General features: G+C 36.4%; 16 protein-coding genes and 2 pseudogenes. 6 read left to right on the top strand and 12 right to left on the bottom strand.

Features of this window, described 5'->3' with window-relative positions:
- Positions 1 to 2: 2 nt before the first annotated feature.
- Positions 3 to 1,406, bottom strand: coding sequence for a Do family serine endopeptidase (locus A3223_RS01515; RefSeq protein ID WP_084108200.1), 1,404 nt, complete (start codon positions 1,404 to 1,406; stop codon positions 3 to 5).
- A 155-nt stretch (positions 1,407 to 1,561) separates the two neighbouring features.
- On the opposite strand from A3223_RS01515, the gene A3223_RS01520 reads away from it, so the two are divergent.
- The 3 genes from A3223_RS01520 to A3223_RS01530 are packed head-to-tail and all read left to right on the top strand — an operon-like array spanning position 1,562 to position 4,466.
- Positions 1,562 to 2,458, top strand: coding sequence for a DnaJ C-terminal domain-containing protein (locus A3223_RS01520; protein ID WP_084108204.1), 897 nt, complete (start codon positions 1,562 to 1,564; stop codon positions 2,456 to 2,458).
- A 4-nt stretch (positions 2,459 to 2,462) separates the two neighbouring features.
- Positions 2,463 to 2,837 carry a heat shock protein transcriptional repressor HspR gene (locus tag A3223_RS01525; protein ID WP_072594938.1) on the top strand — a complete coding sequence of 125 codons (375 nt, stop codon included), beginning with the start codon at positions 2,463 to 2,465 and terminating at the stop codon, positions 2,835 to 2,837.
- 3 nt (positions 2,838 to 2,840) lie between these two features.
- Entirely contained in the window at positions 2,841 to 4,466 is a 1,626-nt protein-coding gene (locus A3223_RS01530; RefSeq protein WP_084108207.1) for a cation:proton antiporter, read from the top strand.
- A 103-nt stretch (positions 4,467 to 4,569) separates the two neighbouring features.
- Here the strand turns inward: A3223_RS01530 and A3223_RS01535 are convergent, their stop codons facing one another.
- The 3 genes and pseudogenes from A3223_RS01535 to secA form a co-directional block, all read right to left on the bottom strand.
- The gene (locus tag A3223_RS01535) at positions 4,570 to 5,769 is read right to left on the bottom strand and encodes an ABC transporter permease (protein ID WP_084108210.1); all 1,200 of its coding nucleotides are present in this window, start codon (positions 5,767 to 5,769) and stop codon (positions 4,570 to 4,572) included.
- 52 nt (positions 5,770 to 5,821) lie between these two features.
- Positions 5,822 to 5,923: pseudogene (locus A3223_RS09965) on the bottom strand (SEC-C metal-binding domain-containing protein); the annotation flags it as partial.
- 108 nt (positions 5,924 to 6,031) lie between these two features.
- Positions 6,032 to 8,428, bottom strand: a pseudogene (gene secA / locus A3223_RS01540) (preprotein translocase subunit SecA); the annotation flags it as partial.
- 97 nt (positions 8,429 to 8,525) lie between these two features.
- On the opposite strand from secA, the gene lolA reads away from it, so the two are divergent.
- Complete coding sequence (gene lolA / locus A3223_RS01545) at positions 8,526 to 9,038, top strand: LolA-like outer membrane lipoprotein chaperone (RefSeq protein ID WP_054196481.1); 513 nt, start codon at positions 8,526 to 8,528, stop codon at positions 9,036 to 9,038.
- 26 nt (positions 9,039 to 9,064) lie between these two features.
- Here lolA and A3223_RS01550 read toward each other — a convergent pair whose 3' ends face one another.
- Genes A3223_RS01550 through A3223_RS01575 form a run of 6 tightly spaced genes read right to left on the bottom strand, consistent with a single transcriptional unit; the run spans position 9,065 to position 14,723 of the window.
- A complete protein-coding gene (locus A3223_RS01550) occupies positions 9,065 to 9,604 on the bottom strand; it encodes a hypothetical protein (protein ID WP_054196480.1) in 540 nt (179 codons plus the stop codon).
- The gene (locus tag A3223_RS01555; protein ID WP_084108215.1) at positions 9,601 to 10,920 is read right to left on the bottom strand and encodes an ATP-dependent DNA helicase; all 1,320 of its coding nucleotides are present in this window, start codon (positions 10,918 to 10,920) and stop codon (positions 9,601 to 9,603) included. Before A3223_RS01555 ends, A3223_RS01550 begins: the two co-directional genes overlap by 4 nt.
- Positions 10,921 to 12,930 (bottom strand): bifunctional C40 family peptidase/M15 family metallopeptidase, encoded by a 2,010-nt coding sequence (locus tag A3223_RS01560; protein WP_084108217.1) that lies wholly within the window; start codon positions 12,928 to 12,930, stop codon positions 10,921 to 10,923.
- Complete coding sequence (locus tag A3223_RS01565; RefSeq protein ID WP_084108219.1) at positions 12,927 to 13,421, bottom strand: chemotaxis protein; 495 nt, start codon at positions 13,419 to 13,421, stop codon at positions 12,927 to 12,929. The genes A3223_RS01560 and A3223_RS01565 overlap by 4 nt, the downstream gene beginning before the upstream one ends.
- On the bottom strand, positions 13,414 to 13,860 hold the full coding sequence (locus A3223_RS01570; RefSeq protein WP_084108221.1) for a DUF523 domain-containing protein: 447 nt from the start codon (positions 13,858 to 13,860) through the stop codon (positions 13,414 to 13,416). The genes A3223_RS01565 and A3223_RS01570 overlap by 8 nt, the downstream gene beginning before the upstream one ends.
- Positions 13,857 to 14,723 (bottom strand): D-amino acid aminotransferase, encoded by an 867-nt coding sequence (locus A3223_RS01575; RefSeq protein ID WP_084108223.1) that lies wholly within the window; start codon positions 14,721 to 14,723, stop codon positions 13,857 to 13,859. The genes A3223_RS01570 and A3223_RS01575 overlap by 4 nt, the downstream gene beginning before the upstream one ends.
- Before the next feature lie 104 nt (positions 14,724 to 14,827).
- Between A3223_RS01575 and A3223_RS01580 the strand changes: the two genes are divergently transcribed.
- Positions 14,828 to 15,331, top strand: coding sequence for a hypothetical protein (locus tag A3223_RS01580; protein ID WP_084108225.1), 504 nt, complete (start codon positions 14,828 to 14,830; stop codon positions 15,329 to 15,331).
- A 134-nt stretch (positions 15,332 to 15,465) separates the two neighbouring features.
- Here the strand turns inward: A3223_RS01580 and A3223_RS01585 are convergent, their stop codons facing one another.
- Together A3223_RS01585 and rsmH are read right to left on the bottom strand one after the other, a co-directional pair.
- Positions 15,466 to 15,759 carry a hypothetical protein gene (locus A3223_RS01585; RefSeq protein WP_021090986.1) on the bottom strand — a complete coding sequence of 98 codons (294 nt, stop codon included), beginning with the start codon at positions 15,757 to 15,759 and terminating at the stop codon, positions 15,466 to 15,468.
- 2 nt (positions 15,760 to 15,761) lie between these two features.
- Entirely contained in the window at positions 15,762 to 16,685 is a 924-nt protein-coding gene (gene rsmH, locus A3223_RS01590; RefSeq protein ID WP_084108228.1) for a 16S rRNA (cytosine(1402)-N(4))-methyltransferase RsmH, read from the bottom strand.
- Between the two features lie 127 nt (positions 16,686 to 16,812).
- Here rsmH and A3223_RS01595 point away from each other — a divergent pair, with 127 nt between their 5' ends.
- Positions 16,813 to 17,400 carry a class II aldolase and adducin N-terminal domain-containing protein gene (locus tag A3223_RS01595; RefSeq protein WP_084108231.1) on the top strand — a complete coding sequence of 196 codons (588 nt, stop codon included), beginning with the start codon at positions 16,813 to 16,815 and terminating at the stop codon, positions 17,398 to 17,400.
- The last annotated feature ends 131 nt before the right edge of the window (positions 17,401 to 17,531 follow it).

Genomic DNA, 17,531 nt, shown 5'->3' on the forward strand with positions numbered 1-17,531 from the left:
GATTATTTTATAACAAGGCCTTGTATAATACCACCGCGATTTATCCACACTAGTGTCTTTTTACCTTTTGTGTTTTTGACCGTATTTGCAAATGTTTGAAGATCTTTTATGCTCTCTTCACCAACTTGAACGATCACGTCGCCTCTTTCAAAGCCAAAGTCTTCAGCCTTTGAGCCTGATTTTACATCAGTTACTAGCACACCTTGAGTATCTGGGCTGATTTTGTATTTATATCTTATCTCATCACTTAGATTACTAACGCTAAGTCCTTCGATTATAATGCTTTTTGCTATGTCTTTTGAATTGTGATCAGCGTTTGCAAGCTTGATTTTTGCATTCATTATTTTATTTGATCGCTCGTAAGTTATATCAACACTACTATTTGGAGTTAGTGAACCGATGAAATTTTTAAGATCATTTGCGTTTTTAATAGCTTTATCATTAGCTGATATAACCAAATCGCCTCTTTTTAGCCCAGCCTCATCTGCTGGCATGCCTTGCTCTACGCCGCTTATTAAAGCACCCTCTTTATTTGTGTAAAGCTCTTTTTGCTCATCAGTTAAATTTGCAATCGTAACTCCGATAAAGCCACGTTCGATCTTGCCGTCAGTTATCAGCTTTTTAGCGATATCTTTGACCATATTTGATGGGATTGCAAAACCAATGCCGTTGTTGCCACCACTTTTTGAAAGTATGGCTGAGTTTATTCCGACTAAATATCCCCTACTATCAACCAAAGCTCCACCTGAATTTCCTGGGTTTATCGAAGCATCTGTTTGGATAAAATTTTCATATTGATTAAGGCCGATATTATCTTTATTTAGCCCTGAAATGATACCTTGAGTGATACTTTCACCAACGCCAAATGGATTACCTATTGCAAATACGACGTCTGCATCAAGCAGCTTTGATGAGTCCGCAAAAGTGATCACATTTAGTCCGTTTGCCTCTATCTTTACGACGGCTAGATCGGTTTTTGGATCACTTCCTATTAGCTTTGCTTTATACTCTTTGCCGCCATTTGCAAGAGTTACAACTATTTGATCACTGTCTTCTATAACGTGATTATTTGTAACGATATATCCATCATTTGAGATAATAACGCCAGAGCCAAGCGAAGTAGTTTTTTCTTTTTCTTTTGGTTTTGCAAAGTTAAATCCAAAAAATTCATTGAAGAAAGGGTCATTAAACATCTGCTCAATACCAGCGTTATTTACCGTTTTTGTAGTTGAAATATTTACAACTGAAAGCTTTGCCTGAGCGATCGAGTCATAATAAGAAAGTACGCTATTTTTATCGCTAAGTGGCGAGACTCTCGTGATATTAGAGTTAGCTTCATTAAATTTAATATCAGCCCCCACTAAAAAAGAAGCTGCTGCTAATGAAATTAGCACAATCTTTTTCATTTTTTTCCTTTAATCTAAAAATTTTTGCAAATTATAAATATAGTGAAAAAATAAAATCTTAACACTTTTTCTTGTTATTAAACAAAAATAAACTTGACTTGCATAGACTAAAGCTTTATGATATAATCCGTATCAAAAGAATATAAGGAGAATATATGAGTGAAAGCTTATATGAGACTTTAGGGGTTTCAAAGGGTGCCTCAAGCGACGAGATAAAAAAAGCTTATAGAAAACTTGCCAGAAAATATCACCCAGACATCAACAAAGACCCCGGAGCAGAAGATAAATTTAAAGAGATAAATGCTGCTTATGAAATTTTAAGCGACGATAAAAAACGAGCTCAATACGACCAGTACGGCGATACTATGTTTGGCGGTCAAAATTTCCACGACTTTGCTAGTAGTTCAGCCGATATGGGCGATCTAAATGAAATTTTAAAGAATATCTTCTCAGGTAGCTTTGGCGGCGGTGGAGCTAAATTTAGCAGCGGATTTGGTAGCAATTTTGGAGGATTTGACGGATTTAGTAGTGGTGGATTTGGCTTTGGCGGAGCTGATCTAGACGTAAATGCAAAAATTTCTATACCATTTGACGTAGCTGTAACTGGCGGTGAACATAAGATAAATTTTAATGGCGAAAGCATTAAGATAAAAATTCCAAGCGGCATAGAAGGCGGCGAGAAGCTTCGTGTAAAAGGCAAAGGCAAGAGTACTGGTGGTCAAAAAGGCGATCTTATACTTGCTATTAGCGTTGAGCCAAGCGACGAATATGAAAGAGTCGGAGACGATCTTTATAAAGATATAGAAATTCCACTAAAAACTATGCTTTTTGGCGGAAAAGTCAATGTACATACTTACAAAAAAGATGTCACGATTAAAATCGCTGAGAACTCAAAAACAGGCACAAAGATCCGCTTAAAAGGATATGGTGTGCAAAATAGAAAGAGCGGAATTTATGGGAATCTTTACTTAAAAGCCAGGGTAAAACTTCCAAATATCAGTGAGCTTGATGAAGGCTTAGTAAAAGAGTTAAAAGAGAAATTACCGGAGTAAAAAAATGCAAAATTATGAAGAACCACTTTTTTTAATAAGCGTTGTTGCAAAGGTTTTAAGCATACATCCACAAACTTTAAGACAGTATGAAAGAGAGGGACTTATCGAGCCATCAAGAACAGATGGCAAGATGAGGCTCTACTCACAAAAAGACGTTGATCGCGTAAAAACTATACTAAATTTAACCCGCGAACTAGGTGTAAATTTAGCCGGCGTTGATGTGATACTTCAGTTGAAAGAAAAAATTGACGATTTAGAATCAACTATTGATGAGCTAAATAAAAAATTGCACGAAGCTACCAGCCAAACTAGCACAAAAAGATCGCTCGTAAAGAGAAAAAATAGCTTTGATCTAGTCTTTTATGAAGGTAAAAAATAATTTATGGAACAAATTTTAGAAGGTTTCTTGCTTGTTGCAGCGATCTCAGTCGCATTAAACGTCATTTTTAAAAAATTTCAGATACCAACCATCATCGGCTACATCGTAACAGGTACGCTTATATCAGAATTTTTCAACCTAAAAAGCAATGATGAAATTTCCCATATCGCGGAATTTGGTATCGCATTTTTGATGTTTACCATTGGGCTTGAGTTTAGTTTTAAACACTTAATGGGTATGAAAAAAGAGGTCTTTTTAAATGGCGGCTTACAGGTTTGTTTAAGTGGCTTTATAATGGGTGTGATGCTTTATTATGCCCTTCACTTAAAAGACGAAACAGCACTTATTGCAGGTCTTGCGCTTGCACTCTCATCAACTGCGATCGTGCTAAAGACACTAAACGATAGTGGCGATGTGAGTAAAATTTACGGCAGAAAAGCACTTGGAATTTTACTATTTCAAGATATTGCAGTCATTCCTATTTTGCTTATGATAGATATGTTTAGCTCGCAAGATGCTTCAATAAATGAGCTTTTGCTAAAGACATTTACAAGTGCGATTATTCTTATTGTTGTGCTATTTTTACTTGGCAAATATGTCATCAACTGGATATTTTATAAAGTTATTCAAACAAATTCGCAAGAGGTTTTTATAGCTACGATTTTATTTATGGTCGTTGGCTCTAGCACTTTGGCTCACTTTTTTGGCTTCTCATACTCTTTGGGTGCGTTTTTAGCCGGTATGATGATGGCAGAGACACAGTATAAACACCAAATCGAAGTTGATCTCATACCTTTTAGAGATTTACTTCTTGGGCTATTTTTCATAACCGTTGGTATGCAGATAAATTTTGCTGTCGTCGTCTCAAACATCTGGCTTGTTCTTGGCCTAGTATTTAGTGTCATGGTGATAAAAGCAGTTGTCGTTTTTGCTATCTTAAACATCTACTTAAAGCGAAGAGTTGCTGCAAAAACCGCGCTTAGTGTTTGTCAAATAGGCGAATTTGCACTAGCTGTTTTTGGACTAATGACTACTAGAAATTTACTTGATATACAAACTGCTCAAATTTTTATCGCAGCCTCAGTTGTGTCGATGTTTGCTACGCCTTTTATACTTAAAAAACTAGACGCGATAGCAGACCTCATAGAACGTGAGATCGTTGTTGAACCGAATGAAACTCTAAAGCCGCAAAAAATAAAAAATCACATCGTAGTCTTTGGCTATGAAAGGCTTGGGCAAGAGGTCGTTTTGAGACTAAAAGAGACAAAGCTTTTATATCTTGTGCTTGATAATGATATTAGTCTAGTTGAGCTTGGTAGGAGCCGCGGGGAAAATGTATTTTTAGGTAACGTTCTTCAAAGTCACACACTTGAAAATGCCTGCCTAAGCGATGCAGCTGCTGTTATTATAACTGTTAACAATGAGCAAAGAGTGGAGCTCATCGCGCAAAAGATAAAAGACTACGGCGTAAATACCCAAACTATAATAAAAATAAATGGTGAGGGTAATAAAGATATTTTTGGTGAGTTAAGTAAAAATTTCCACCTAATAAACGAAGAGCGCGTCATGGCAAAAACACTCGTACACGAGGCTCTTCAATGCAAAATCGATCATGATATAAGAGCGTAAAAGTATAAATTTATCCTAGAATTTTACGAGTTTATGTTCAGTTTTAAAATAATCTTTTAAAAATAACTTTTACAAGCAATGAGTAAGCCTAAGTCTCTAGGCTCTACTCATTTCTTAAAGTTTGAAGCACATTTACTTCTGTGGCTTTTTTAGCTGGGTAATAAGACGAGATAGCCACGATAAAAATAGCTCCAACTATTATAAGCACAAAGTCAATCAAAGAAAGTTCTAATGGAAGTTTACTTGAGCCATAAACGTCAGCTGGCAAGTCTATAATGTTGAAATTTCCAAGTAAAAATAGCCCTAAAAAGCCAAGCGCTAAGCCAAATATAATGCCGCCACCGCCGATTACTAGCCCTTGATAGAAAAAGCTTCTTTTTATCTCGCCTTTGCTAGCACCAAGTGCAAGAAGCAAGGCAATTTCTTGCCTGCGGTTCATCACTGTCATTAGCAGCGAGCTTATGATGTTTAGCGACGCCACAAGGATAATTAGCATCAAAACTATAAAAAGTGCTCGTTTTTCAAGTGCGAGTGCTGAGAAAAAGTTACCATTTTGCTCCCACCAGCCAATAGCAACCATGCCAGTTGGCAGGCCCTCACGCACTCTTTTTATATCATCAAATGGCTTACTTGAAAAGATATGAATTCCATCATAAACGCCTTTTGGATAGTCTAAAATTTTCCTCAAAGCATCGACTGAAGTGTATGAAAACGCCTTGTCATAGGCGATTAGCCCAGATGTAAATGAGCCACCGATATCAAAGCGCTTCATCTTTGGCGTTAGCGAAAAGCCAGCTGGATCGGCCTTTGTAAAGATAAGCGTTAATTTCTCATCGTTTCTTAGTCTAAACTCGCTCATTATGCCACTTCCCACAAGTATCTCAAAACCATCTAGCTCTTTATCTTTTAAAGCTTCATTTACGACTGAGTTTATCTGCTTTTCATCTTTAAAATTTACGCCATAAACCAGTCCGCCCTCAAGTGCATTTGCCGAGCGGTAAATGACCTGTGTGCTTATAAATGGACTAAATTTAAGATCACTAAATCTAGCCTTTAGCTCATCAACAAAGTCATCATCAATAGAGCCTTTAAAGGCACTTTGAATGGTTATTGGATAGTTCATCGTAAAAAGTTTGCGCTCAAATTCTTTATCAAACCCGTTCATAATCGCCATTGCAACGATCAAAACCATAAGTCCGATGCTAACGCCAAGAAAGGCAAGCAAGGCACTTAGAGTGATAAATGGCTGAGTTTTATCAAATCTTAAATATTTAAAAAGTAGGTACTTTGGTAAGCTTGTCATCAAATAGCCTTTAAAAGATTAAGGCGCTTTTGGCGCCTTAAAAGTAGAAATTTTAAGCAAATATGCCTTTTTTAGGGCCACTTTTTCCGTGGCAATCTTTATATTTTTTACCGCTTCCACAAGGGCATGGAGCGTTTCTTGGTATCTTTTTTTCAGGTGTAAATTTATCATCCTCACCTTGGTTGTTGTAGCTTAAATTTTCATTTTCAGCATTTTGACTAGCTTCAAGCATCATTCTAGCTTGCTCTTCTTGCTCTTCACGGCTCTTAAATCTTACAACCTGAAGCGTCTTAACACTCTCACTTTTTAGCCTGCTAACTAGCTCCATAAAGAGGTTATAGCTCTCTTTTTTGTATTCAACAAGCGGATCTTTTTGATTATACCCTCTAAGGCCGATACCAGTTTTTAGGATATCCATTTGATAAAGGTGCTCTCTCCACGCATTATCAAGCACTTGAAGGTATAAAATTTTCTCTATCTCTTTTCTTTGATCTTCATTTAGCACGCTCATTTTTTCGTTATATCTTACTTCAAAAATTTGCGCAAGCTTTTCTATTAGCTCATCATACTCTAGACCTTTCAACTCACTCTCGTCCATCTCTTCACCACAGTCTGCAAGGATGATAGAGCATAAATTTTTAATATCAAAGTCATCTTTCAAGCCACCATGGAAAATTTCAGCCGTATCAAGTAAATTTGCAGCATACTCTTTTCTATTTTGAGCTATCTTTTCGCTCATATCATAGTTTTTATCAAGTAGCTCGTCGCGGTATTTGTAGATAGTCTTTCTTTGCTCATTTGCCACGTCATCATACTCAAGCAAGTGCTTTCTAGCCTCAAAGTGCAAGCTCTCGACTTTCTTTTGAGCATTTTCAACAGCTCTTGTCACCATGCGACTCTCGATACTCTCGCCCTCGTCGATACCGAGCCTATCCATGATCGCTTTTATGCGGTCACTACCAAAAATTCTTAAAAGATTATCCTCTAAGCTTAGATAAAATCTACTCATACCAGGATCACCCTGACGTCCAGCACGGCCACGGAGCTGATTGTCTATCCTTCTACTCTCGTGCCTTTCAGTACCTATGATATAAAGTCCGCCTAAATTTCTAACCTCATCATCGATCCTGATATCAACACCGCGTCCTGCCATGTTTGTAGCGATAGTCACAGCGCCTTTTACACCAGCTTGCGCGATGATCTCAGCCTCTTTTTCATGATTTTTAGCATTTAGCACAGAGTGTGGGATGCCAGCTTTTTTAAGCATCTCGTGAAGCACCTCACTGCGCTCGATACTTGCAGTTCCCACAAGCACTGGCTGACCTTTCTCGTGAGCTTTTTTAACCTCATCAATAACTGCTTTAAATTTCTCATTTTGAGTTTTATAGATAAGATCGTTTTGATCTATCCTTTTAACTGGTAAATTTGTAGGGATCGAGATAACTTCAAGGTTATAAATTTGAGAAAACTCAGTGGCCTCAGTCTGAGCCGTACCAGTCATACCTGCAAGCTTTTTATACATCCTAAAGTAGTTTTGGTAGGTTGTATCGGCTAGCGTTTGGCTCTCTTCTTGGATTTTCACGCCCTCTTTTGCCTCGAGCGCTTGATGAAGCCCCTCGCTAAAGCGTCTGCCTTCGCTTAGACGTCCAGTAAATTCATCAACAATAACCACCTCGCCATCTTTTACGACATAATGAACGTCTTTTTCAAAGAGGTTGTGTGCCTTTAGAGCTTGATCTAGATGGTGGCTTAATATGGCGTTTTCAAGGTTATATAAATTCTCAACACCAAATAATTTTTCAGCCTTGCTTATGCCAGCTTCTGTGATCATTATCGTTCTATTTTTTTCATCGACTATAAAGTCCCCTGTTGGCTTTGAGCCTGGCACATTTGGATCAGCTGGAGTGCCTCTAGTAAGCTGTTTTGCAACCTGATCGGCTCTTATGTAGCCATCAAGTGTGCGATTTGTTGGACCTGATATTATAAGTGGTGTTCTTGCTTCATCTATCAAGATACTATCGACCTCGTCTACGATAACGAAGTTATGACCTCTTTGCACCTTTTGACCAGCTTCAAATTTCATATTATCACGTAAATAATCAAAGCCAAATTCTGAGTTTGTGCCGTATGTTATGTCGGCATTATAAGCAGCTTGTCTTACGTTATCATCGTATCCACCGCTTAGTATCACATCGACGCTTAAGCCTAAAAAGTTATAAAGCTCGCCCATTTGCGTAGCGTCACGCTTTGCAAGGTAGTCATTTACGGTCACTACGTGCACACCCTTGCCGCTCATCGCGTTTAATATAACTGGCAAAGTTGCTACCAAGGTCTTGCCCTCGCCTGTTTTCATCTCAGCGATCCTGCCCTCATTTAACACCATACCGCCGATTAGCTGCACGTCAAAATGGCGCATCTTAAGCACCCTTTTGCTAGCCTCTCTAACGATCGCAAAGACATCATTTAAAATTTGATCTAAAGTGACTTTCTCTTCTACTACTTGGGCTTTTAGCTCATTAAATTTGATCTTAAGCTCATCATCGCTCATCTTCTCATACATTGGCTCAAGCGCATTTATCTGCGCCACACGTTTTATGTATTTTTTGACTTCTCTATCGTTTTTCGTGCCAAAAATCTTTCTAAATACCGATGAAATCATTATTTTACCTTCCTAAATTTTTAAACTTTGGATATTAGCATAGTTTAACTATTTATTTAATTAAACTGGGCTAGAATACGCCAAAAAAGGATAAAAAATGAGAAAATTTCTAGTTGCATCTCTCGTTGCAGTTTGCTCATTTGGTGCTGGATTAAATTTCAAAAGCTTGCAAAGTGACTTTACACAAACTGTATTTAGCGAAGGCAAAAGCATAAATTACAAAGGTAGATTTTACGCAAAAAACGACAATACTGCACTTTGGATATATGAAAGTCCAACACCAAAGAGAATTTATTTTAACAAAGAGCGTGTGATCGTGATTGAGGACGAGCTTGAGCAAGCCATCATTTCAAAGCTTGATGATACGCCAAATTTGACACAAATCTTGGCTCATGCAGAGCAAATTCAACCAACACTTTACAAAGCGATATATGATGGAGTTGAATATTTTATAACTATTAAAAACACACTTCCAACGACGATTGACTACAAAGACAAGCTTTCAAATAAGATAAAAATAACTCTAAGCAACCCAGTAAAAGACGCGCTCATACCACAAGAGACGCTAACTCCGGTTATCCCGCAAGGTTACGATATAGTAAATCAATAAATTTGGCTAGCTTTAGCCAAATTTACTCACTTCTCTCCAAAATCTTTTCCAAATTCCTGCACGTTATTTAGATCAATAGGCTTTTGAACTACGTCATTTGGATCTGGCGAGATGATGATCTCATTGCCCTTTTTCTTCTTTTCTGGTTTTGTTACAATCTCTTCATTAACACTTGGATCGGAGCATAAATTTTGGCTTTTTATTGCTTTTATGATCTCGCTTAGCTCAAGATTATTTATCACTTTTATATTTAAGATAAGCACATCATCAATATCAAGAGAGTGCTTTTTGGCTGCATATTTTATGAAAAGCTCTTTAAATTTCTCTTTTCCCATTGAGGTTAAAATATCTTCCACGTAAAAGCTGCCAACTATTATGTTTAAAGCATCAAGCACATACGCTTCATTTTCTTCAACATCACGTCCGACGACTTCAAGGTTCATATTTATCTTTTTTGTTAAATTTTGTCCAGCTTTTGAGTAGATATCTGTTTGAAAATCTCTTACTTTAAGCACGTCTGCAAATGCAAAAATACAAAAAGTAAGGCTTAAAAATAGCTTTTTCATAAATTCTCCTTAATATGCAAAAATACGTTTTCTTGGTAAAATTTCTTAACTTCGTCGTCAATTTTAACCACTTTTCTTAAATGCTGCCTAAAATCACTTTTTTTATCATAAAAAAGTTTTAAATTTTTAGGACTTACTGCACGAGAAAGTGCGACGTAGAGTTGTCCTTTGGCAAAAATATGGTTGATATTACAAATGAGCGAGTTTATGCTCATTCCTTGAGATTTATGGATGGTTAGAGCGTAAGCAAGCTTAAATGGAAACTGATGGAGCGAGGCTTGTACATTTTCTTCGATCTCATCTTCGTTTAAATTTAACGAACTAAATATATAAGCAGCTTTTTCTATCTCACAAATTTCGCCACTATCTTTTTTTACAATCACGCTTGAAATAACTCCGTTTTCTTTTAAAATTTGCATGATCTTGCCCTGCTCGCCGTTATAATACTCGCCCCATTTATTTGACGTAAAGATGATCTTAGCGCCTATCTTCATCTCCAAATCTCTTGAGATATTTAGTGTATTTGCCCATTTTTCAAACTCTTTTTTATCTAAATTTTCATCCATAACAAGCACGTCCGAGTTTGAAATTTCAAGTGGCGTGTCAAGTTCTGAAAGCCTTTTTTGATTTAGCATTTCAGCCTCGGCGTTTCTACCAAAAAGCACGCTCGTATCATCATCTGGCTCTATCTTGGTCACTCTTAAACTCTCTATATAGCCCATTATTTCATCATCTAGCTCGCCTACTCTAAGACGAGAGAGAATCTCATAAAATTTAAGATCGTTTGTACGTTTTGAGACCAGTAGCTCAACATTTGTAAATTTCATATCCTCCCACGCACTGGAGTTAAAAGCGTATAAAAAATTAAAAAGCCTATTTTCGTTTTGCTCCTTTTGCACTGGTGGAAGCTGATAAAAATCACCCACTATAAGCACCTTACCTTTAAATTTGGAAGTAAGTAGTCGGTATCTTATCATCTCCATTAGATTTGAGCTCACCATTGAAATTTCATCAATTACAAGCAGATCACATGCATTAAGCATATTTCTTAGCTTGCTTAGTTTATCTTTTTGATGATAGTCGAAGCGCCTTAGCTCCTCATAGTCCTTGCAGTAGCCAAATTTAAAAAAACTATGTAAGCTAACTCCTCCAAGGCTAACAGCGCTTATGCCAGTTGAGCCAAGGATTATGACGTTTTTGAAATTTTCTTTGTAGTGTCTGATGATGGAGGCAGTTAGATAGCTCTTGCCAACACCTCCGCCACCAGTTAAAAAGACGTTTGAGCGAGATAAAATTTTTAAAATCTGATCTAGCATCTACTCAAACATCTCTGGGCGATACTCAAAGTGCATCGTATCAAAGTGCTTCCAGCGTCCACCCCAGATAAATTTATGTTTTTCAAAAACACGCACTATCTTTTCAGGGATGAGGTTTTGGTAGCCATTGCTCCACTGCCAGTAGTGGCTCTTTTTCACATTTATATCGATCGCGATGCCGTAGCTGTGCGCACTTAAGCGGTTTGTGTCAGCAATAATGCGCCACTTAAATGTCCCACCAGGATCTTTTAGGTATTCAAGTAAATTTGGATCGCTCTTTGCCATCTCATTTAGTTCATTGCTCACATCCTGCAAGGCAGCCGCAGCGCCATTTTTAGAGTTAAATGGTAACTTTAGCGCAAGGCTATCTTTTAGCCAAACGACATCTATCAAATTTGCTTTTACCTCGCTCTCGCTTGAGCCATAAATTTTGCCTAAAAATTCATAATTTCTACATCTGCCAGCATCACTTAGTGCAGTGCTAAGTGGCGAAAATGCAGCATAATCAAGCGCATTCATATCCTCTATGTCGGCCCCAGTGCTACACTCACCATCTTTTTGTTTAAAGTCATCATAGACAAATATTGTTCCATCACCGAATTTGACCAAATTATCCTCAACCTTAACATCATAAGCCCTTTGTAAAGCTGAAATTTTCCTCGCTTTGTCGCTTATTACATTTTCGGGCTTTATTACATTTATAGAATCTACCTTTGAAATGAGCAAATTTGAGTTTTGTATATCGCTTCTATTTTGTCCGATGTTTAGCGTAGTTATCGCAGTCGCTCCGATAAGCGCGCGGCCGTTGTTTGCAGTCTTTAGCCCCCAAGCATCATGCACGACGTAGATATCATCGCCCTTATATCCAGCATAGAGCATGATGTGACCTGGTAGATGCACGAGCGTGAGATATGGTACGCCCTTTTCTTTTATCTCTTTGCTCTTTGCAGCGTTACTAAGACCTTTTAGATTGATCTTTTCTCCCATATTTGCTTGCGCCCTTGAGTTCCTAGGTAACCACACGCCAAAGCTTGCTAGCAAGTCTTTTGTAAAAAGCGAGCAGTCTCTTAGCTTATCCACCCCGCCCCAGCCATAAGGCTGAGTAAGAAGCGAACTAAGAATTGTCTTTAAATTTGAGTCATTAAATTTAAGTGGAAAAAGGGCGCTAAAAGACTTTGGGAGGACAAACTCCCTAAGCATATTTCTTACATAAATTTTGCCGTAGTAGTTTTTGTCGTCTTGCGCCAAAACTGGCAGTATCACGCCGACACGTGAGTAAAATAAAAAGTTTCCACCCTTGTCATAAACTGGCATCTTGTCCGTTTTTATAGTCACAAAACTTGACTTTTGATAGGCATTTGCCTCATCGTCACTTATAAATTTTATATCCTCGACCTTTACCCAGCCCCAAACCGCATCATCGCTAACAAACGCCCATGCCCTATCTTTAGAAAGATGTGACACAAAAAGTGGATGAGCGATGCTTAGGGTTGATTCTTGCAGATAATCAAAAGGATAGCCCTCGCCTGGAGTTTGCGGATTTAAAAATATCGGCTCATCGGTTGGAAAATTTCTTAAAGCTGTGTTTGCCGAAGTTAGAGCATAAGCAGAGATACTCGAAAGAGCTGAAAAATTTGCATTGTCCTTTTGTGCATCAAACCAGCTTTGAGGTATCTCTCTAAAATTTGAGCCAAAATACTTTCTCTTTTCGCTTGGCTTATATATATTAAATGCCCAAAAGACATCGTTTGGATTAAATTTTACGCCCCTTAACGTAAAAACTTTAAACCTTCTTTTTAAAATTTCCTCTTGGTCAAAGCTTGCACTTTGTATATTTTGCGGTAGCGACGAGGCATCTTGCTTCATTTCAAAATCAAGCAAACTAATGCGTTCATTTGGCTTATATACATTTTCATCTGGTAAAGGATTTTGCACACTTGACTTTGGCTGGGTCTGCGAACATCCCAAAAACAAAGCAACACCAAACGCTAAAAATATACCTTTTTTCAACTTTTTTCCTTATCCTTAAAAATAGCTTCGACGATCAAAACAAAAATGTAAAACATCTTTTCATCGTTGTTTTTACAAATTTGTTTCATAGTCTCATTCTCGCTTTTTACTTTTATGTCATTTGACCTTAAAATTTCTACAATATCAGAGCCAAATTTCTTTGAAAGCTCGCCCACTTTCACATCATTTAAAGCATTTAAAAACCTGGTTGTATTGCAGTCCATCTGCACTGGCTTGTGGTTTAAGATATTTTTAAACTCAAGGCTTAGTTTCTTTAACTTTTTCTTCTTAACATAACTATGAACAATCGTCAAAACAACCAAACTAAAGCCAAAGAAAATGTGTAAATTTAGCGAATTTTCACTCATCTCTCCATTCAAAAATAGAACGCCGCTTGCAAAAAGCCCAGCCACACAGATAAAAAGCAGCAACAAGATGATATATTTAAAGATCACCTCAAGCATAATGTTGTCTTTTAGCCTATCAAACATCAAGCCCTACTATCTCATCTTCGCTGTAAACTAAAATTTCATTTTCTTTTAACAATTTTGCTGTGATGCCATCGCCTGAAATAAGCCTCTTACTAAAGCTTCCATCATAAATTTGCCCACTTCCACAACTTGGACTTTTTGATTTTAAAATAGCCTTTTTACAACCATTTAGTTTAGCTATCTTTAGGCAAATTTCTGCTCCACTTTTAAAATTTTTACTCACATCTTTGCCTGAAAATTTGCATACGATTGAGCCATTTTTCATCTCGGCTGGCTCTCTTGGTGTGCTAAGTCCACCATAAACTTCAGGACAAACAAAAAGCAGATGATATCTCTTTGAAATTTCATCTAAAATAGCTCTATCCAAGAGATTATTTTCGCCGTTAAATTTGCAGTTTATTCCAGCTAGGCAAGCGCTTATTAAGATTTTTTCTCTCAAAGCCCGGCTTCTTTTAAAAGTTCACCAGCATAAATTTCACGAAGTTTACTTGAAATTTCTCCCACTTTTGCACCGTTTATCGCCTTGCCATCAGCATAAACAACTGGTAAGAGTATGAGCGTCGCGGCCGAGATAAAGACTTCATCAGCATTATAAACTTCATCCATGCTAAATTTTCGCTCCTCTATCTTAAGGCCGATATCTTTGGCGATCTTTAAAAGTCTCATACGGCGAATTCCTGGCAAAATTTCATTTGAAAGTGGTTTGGTTATGAGTGTTTTATCCTTGATAATAAAAGCACTTGAGCTACAGCCCTCTGTGACAAAGCCATTTTCCACCATAAAGCCCTCGTCTGCGCCTTTTTTGTGAGCTTCATTTTTAGCGTAGCACTGAGCCAGAAGTGAGATAGACTTGATGTCACGCCTTTTCCACCTTATATCCTCGACACTTACGACCTTTATGCCAGTTTTTGCAGCAGGATTGTTTAAAATTTCACTCTCGTAACAGAAAATAAAGACACTTGGTGTTAAATTTTCTATGAAATAGAAATTTCTAAACGCCACGCCTCTTGTTATTTGCATGTAAATTCCGCCCTCTTTTAAGGTGTTTTTAGCGATTATCTCGTTTAAAATCGCTTCAAATTTTTCCTTTTCGTAGGGCAAGCTTATATCTATCTCGTTTAAGCTTCTTTCAAATCTCGCCCAAAATCCATCTTTATCAACCATTTTTGAATTTATCACAGGCACAACCTCATAAATTCCATCACCAAATATAAATCCTCTATCAAAAGCACTAACTTTTGCCTCGTCTTTTTGCAAAAATTCTCCATTTAAAAAGACGGTTTGTAAAGCTTGATCTGCCATTTTTAGCTCCTTAAATTTTGGGCAAATTGTATCTAATTTTGTTTGAATTTATAGATTCTTAGATATAATGAGCCAAAATTTCAAAGGTAAAAAGTTTATAAAAAATGCAAGAAACTTTAAAAGATAGAATCATAAAAAACGTTTTTTTTGTTTCAAAACAGCCAGTTTTATTCAGGGATCTACTTGAAGCAAATGCCCTTTTTAACGAAGGTATGCTAATAGATGGAGCAAAGCTAAATTTTAGATTTAATCACATCAAGCTCTACCAGATTTATGTACTTATCTGTTTTGTCATTTTATTTCCATTGTTAATCATCACGCATCATTTTTTAGCAAAAACTGATGCACACATATCGATAATAGCGACTGCTGTCGTTACTTCGGCCGTTTTCATTGGCTTTGATATGTTTAAAGTTTGGGCAAGAAGAGAGATAAGCCACGATCTTATCAAGAAAGCTTGGAGTGTTCATTTTCCCTATTTTAGCTATGATAAATACTCAAGCAAGGTTGAAGAAATTTATAATACTGCTATAAAAAATGACGTATCAAAAAAAGATTTAGAACAATATATATATGAAAAGCTAATCTCTCAGAAAGAAAGTAATTAGCAAGTTAAAAATAGGCTTTATTTATTGAGTTAATTTTATTTTTGTGCAGTTATATACAAAATGGCTATATTATTTGCCAATATAATTGAATCGCAAAAATTTAGATGAGAATAAATAAAGCTTTAAATGTTTCGTTATTTCCATTGACGCTCTTGCATATTATTTAAAATTTGATTTTTATAACGTAAATTTTCAAGCTTTATATTAAGAGCTCTATTTTCCTCTAAAAGCATATCTCGTTTACCGCTTATGTCAGCTATATCTCTACTTATATAATAAATTTGATTTGCTATGTAAATTTTTGGCAAAAATATAGCTAGAGCTATAAAAACAGCTAAATAGACCATCACTAATGTCTTAAAGCTTAAATTTACCTCACGTTTTTGCTCCTCGTCGTGAAGCGTTAGTAGCTCTTCTTTTTCTTGCATTTTTATCCCTTTATCTTAAAAACTCGCAGTTTTGCGCTCTTGCTTCGTGAGTTTACCTTTAACTCATTTTGGCTTGCTGTTAGTGGCTTTTTGGTTAAAATTTCTCCTAGTTCGTGATTGTTTCCGCATTCACATCTATAGACGCCAGGTAGGCAGATACAGCTATTTGCCCATTTTTTAAAGCGCTCTTTTACGATCCTATCTTCAAGCGAGTGAAATGTAATAATCGCCACAAGACAATCTTTAAACCCACATTTTTCTATACTATCAAGTAAATTTGTCAGCTCATCTAGCTCACCATTTACCTCTATCCTGATCGCTTGAAAGGCAAGTATTGCAGGGCTAACTCCGCGCCCTTTTATCTGGGCTGTACCTATTAAATTTGCAAGCTCTTTTGCACTCGTTATCTTGCCAAAATTTCTAGCATTTATAATTTTATTTGCAATCCCAGCAGCATTTTTTAGTTCACCATAATCTCTAAAAATTCTAACCAACTCATCAAAAGAGCAATCATTTACAACGTCATATGCGCTAAAATTTTGCTCTTTATCCATTCTCATATCAAGCGTGCTTGAGCCAAGACTAAAGCCCCTATCATCTTTATCTATCTGAAGTGAGCTAACACCGATGTCAGCCAAAATTCCTCTAACACTTAAAATTTCTTCTTGGCTTAGCTTGCTAATCAATTCAGAGAAATTACTTTTATAAATTTTAACCCTACTACCAAATGGCTCAAGTTTTTTTAGTGAAAAATTTATAGCTTCGTTATCTCTATCACAGGCAATTAAATTTAAATTTTTATTTTGAGACAAAATGGTACTAGAATGTCCGGCATATCCAAGCGTGCAATCTATAAAATTTCCATTTAGATTTTTAAAAAAGGATAGAACTTCATCAAGTAAAACACTGATATGTGGACTTTGCAACACTGCCTCTTTATAGTAAATAGTGTGGAAAATTTATCGAAATTTTACTTAAAAAGCTATCATTACACAAAATTTTACATAAATTTTAAGATAGCTTAAATATAATCGCTTAAACGTAGGAGAAAAAATGGAGCTAGAGCACTCAATAAATGAGATAAAAACGATATCACTTTCTATGTTTAGAAAGAATTTTTTTGGCGTCTTTCACGGCTCAATTTCAGCAAGAGTCGAAAAAAATCAATTTATAATCAATAAACAAAATGCCATTTTTGATAATTTAAAAGATGACGACTTGACGCTTCTTTCATCAAAAAAAGACTATCGTTGGAATGAAGCTAGTCTTGATGCTGATATACACTTAAATATTTATAAAAATATAAATGAGGCGAGATTTGTTTGCTACGCAATGCCACCATACGCAACTGCCTACGCAATGAAACATGAAAAAATAGTACCAAAAGATTATTTTGGGTATATGAGATTTGATAAAATTTCAGTCTATGATCCAAAACAATATGATGACTGGTATGAACGTGCAGAAACTGAAATTTATAGATATATGTTAGAAAAAAACACAAATATTATTATCGTTAAAGGATATGGCATTTATGCCTACAGTAGAAGCCCTCAGCTTCTTGCAAAAGAGATAGCTTTGCTAGAAAATAGCTGCAAATTGCTTCATTTAACTAGTGGTTATAGCGATTATAGTATTTAAAAATTTCGCTAACAATACTAAAAAATTGTTAGCGAAATCCTCCACAAAGATATTTTTAAAGCCCCTATTTTAAGCTTATTTAAGGCAATTTTATATAATATATCATACAAATTTCGTTAGTCTTTTAAAGG

The organism is Campylobacter concisus (assembly GCF_002092855.1).
Taxonomy (GTDB): domain Bacteria; phylum Campylobacterota; class Campylobacteria; order Campylobacterales; family Campylobacteraceae; genus Campylobacter_A; species Campylobacter_A concisus_AI.

Coding starts and splice junctions, on each gene's coding strand:
- A3223_RS01515 (WP_084108200.1), bottom strand. CDS start 1,406: ATGAAAAAGATTGTGCTAATTTCATTAGCAGCAGCTTCTTTTTTAGTG.
- A3223_RS01520 (WP_084108204.1), top strand. CDS start 1,562: ATGAGTGAAAGCTTATATGAGACTTTAGGGGTTTCAAAGGGTGCCTCA.
- A3223_RS01525 (WP_072594938.1), top strand. CDS start 2,463: ATGCAAAATTATGAAGAACCACTTTTTTTAATAAGCGTTGTTGCAAAG.
- A3223_RS01530 (WP_084108207.1), top strand. CDS start 2,841: ATGGAACAAATTTTAGAAGGTTTCTTGCTTGTTGCAGCGATCTCAGTC.
- A3223_RS01535 (WP_084108210.1), bottom strand. CDS start 5,769: ATGACAAGCTTACCAAAGTACCTACTTTTTAAATATTTAAGATTTGAT.
- lolA (WP_054196481.1), top strand. CDS start 8,526: ATGAGAAAATTTCTAGTTGCATCTCTCGTTGCAGTTTGCTCATTTGGT.
- A3223_RS01550 (WP_054196480.1), bottom strand. CDS start 9,604: ATGAAAAAGCTATTTTTAAGCCTTACTTTTTGTATTTTTGCATTTGCA.
- A3223_RS01555 (WP_084108215.1), bottom strand. CDS start 10,920: ATGCTAGATCAGATTTTAAAAATTTTATCTCGCTCAAACGTCTTTTTA.
- A3223_RS01565 (WP_084108219.1), bottom strand. CDS start 13,421: ATGTTTGATAGGCTAAAAGACAACATTATGCTTGAGGTGATCTTTAAA.
- A3223_RS01575 (WP_084108223.1), bottom strand. CDS start 14,723: ATGGCAGATCAAGCTTTACAAACCGTCTTTTTAAATGGAGAATTTTTG.
- A3223_RS01580 (WP_084108225.1), top strand. CDS start 14,828: ATGCAAGAAACTTTAAAAGATAGAATCATAAAAAACGTTTTTTTTGTT.
- A3223_RS01585 (WP_021090986.1), bottom strand. CDS start 15,759: ATGCAAGAAAAAGAAGAGCTACTAACGCTTCACGACGAGGAGCAAAAA.
- A3223_RS01595 (WP_084108231.1), top strand. CDS start 16,813: ATGGAGCTAGAGCACTCAATAAATGAGATAAAAACGATATCACTTTCT.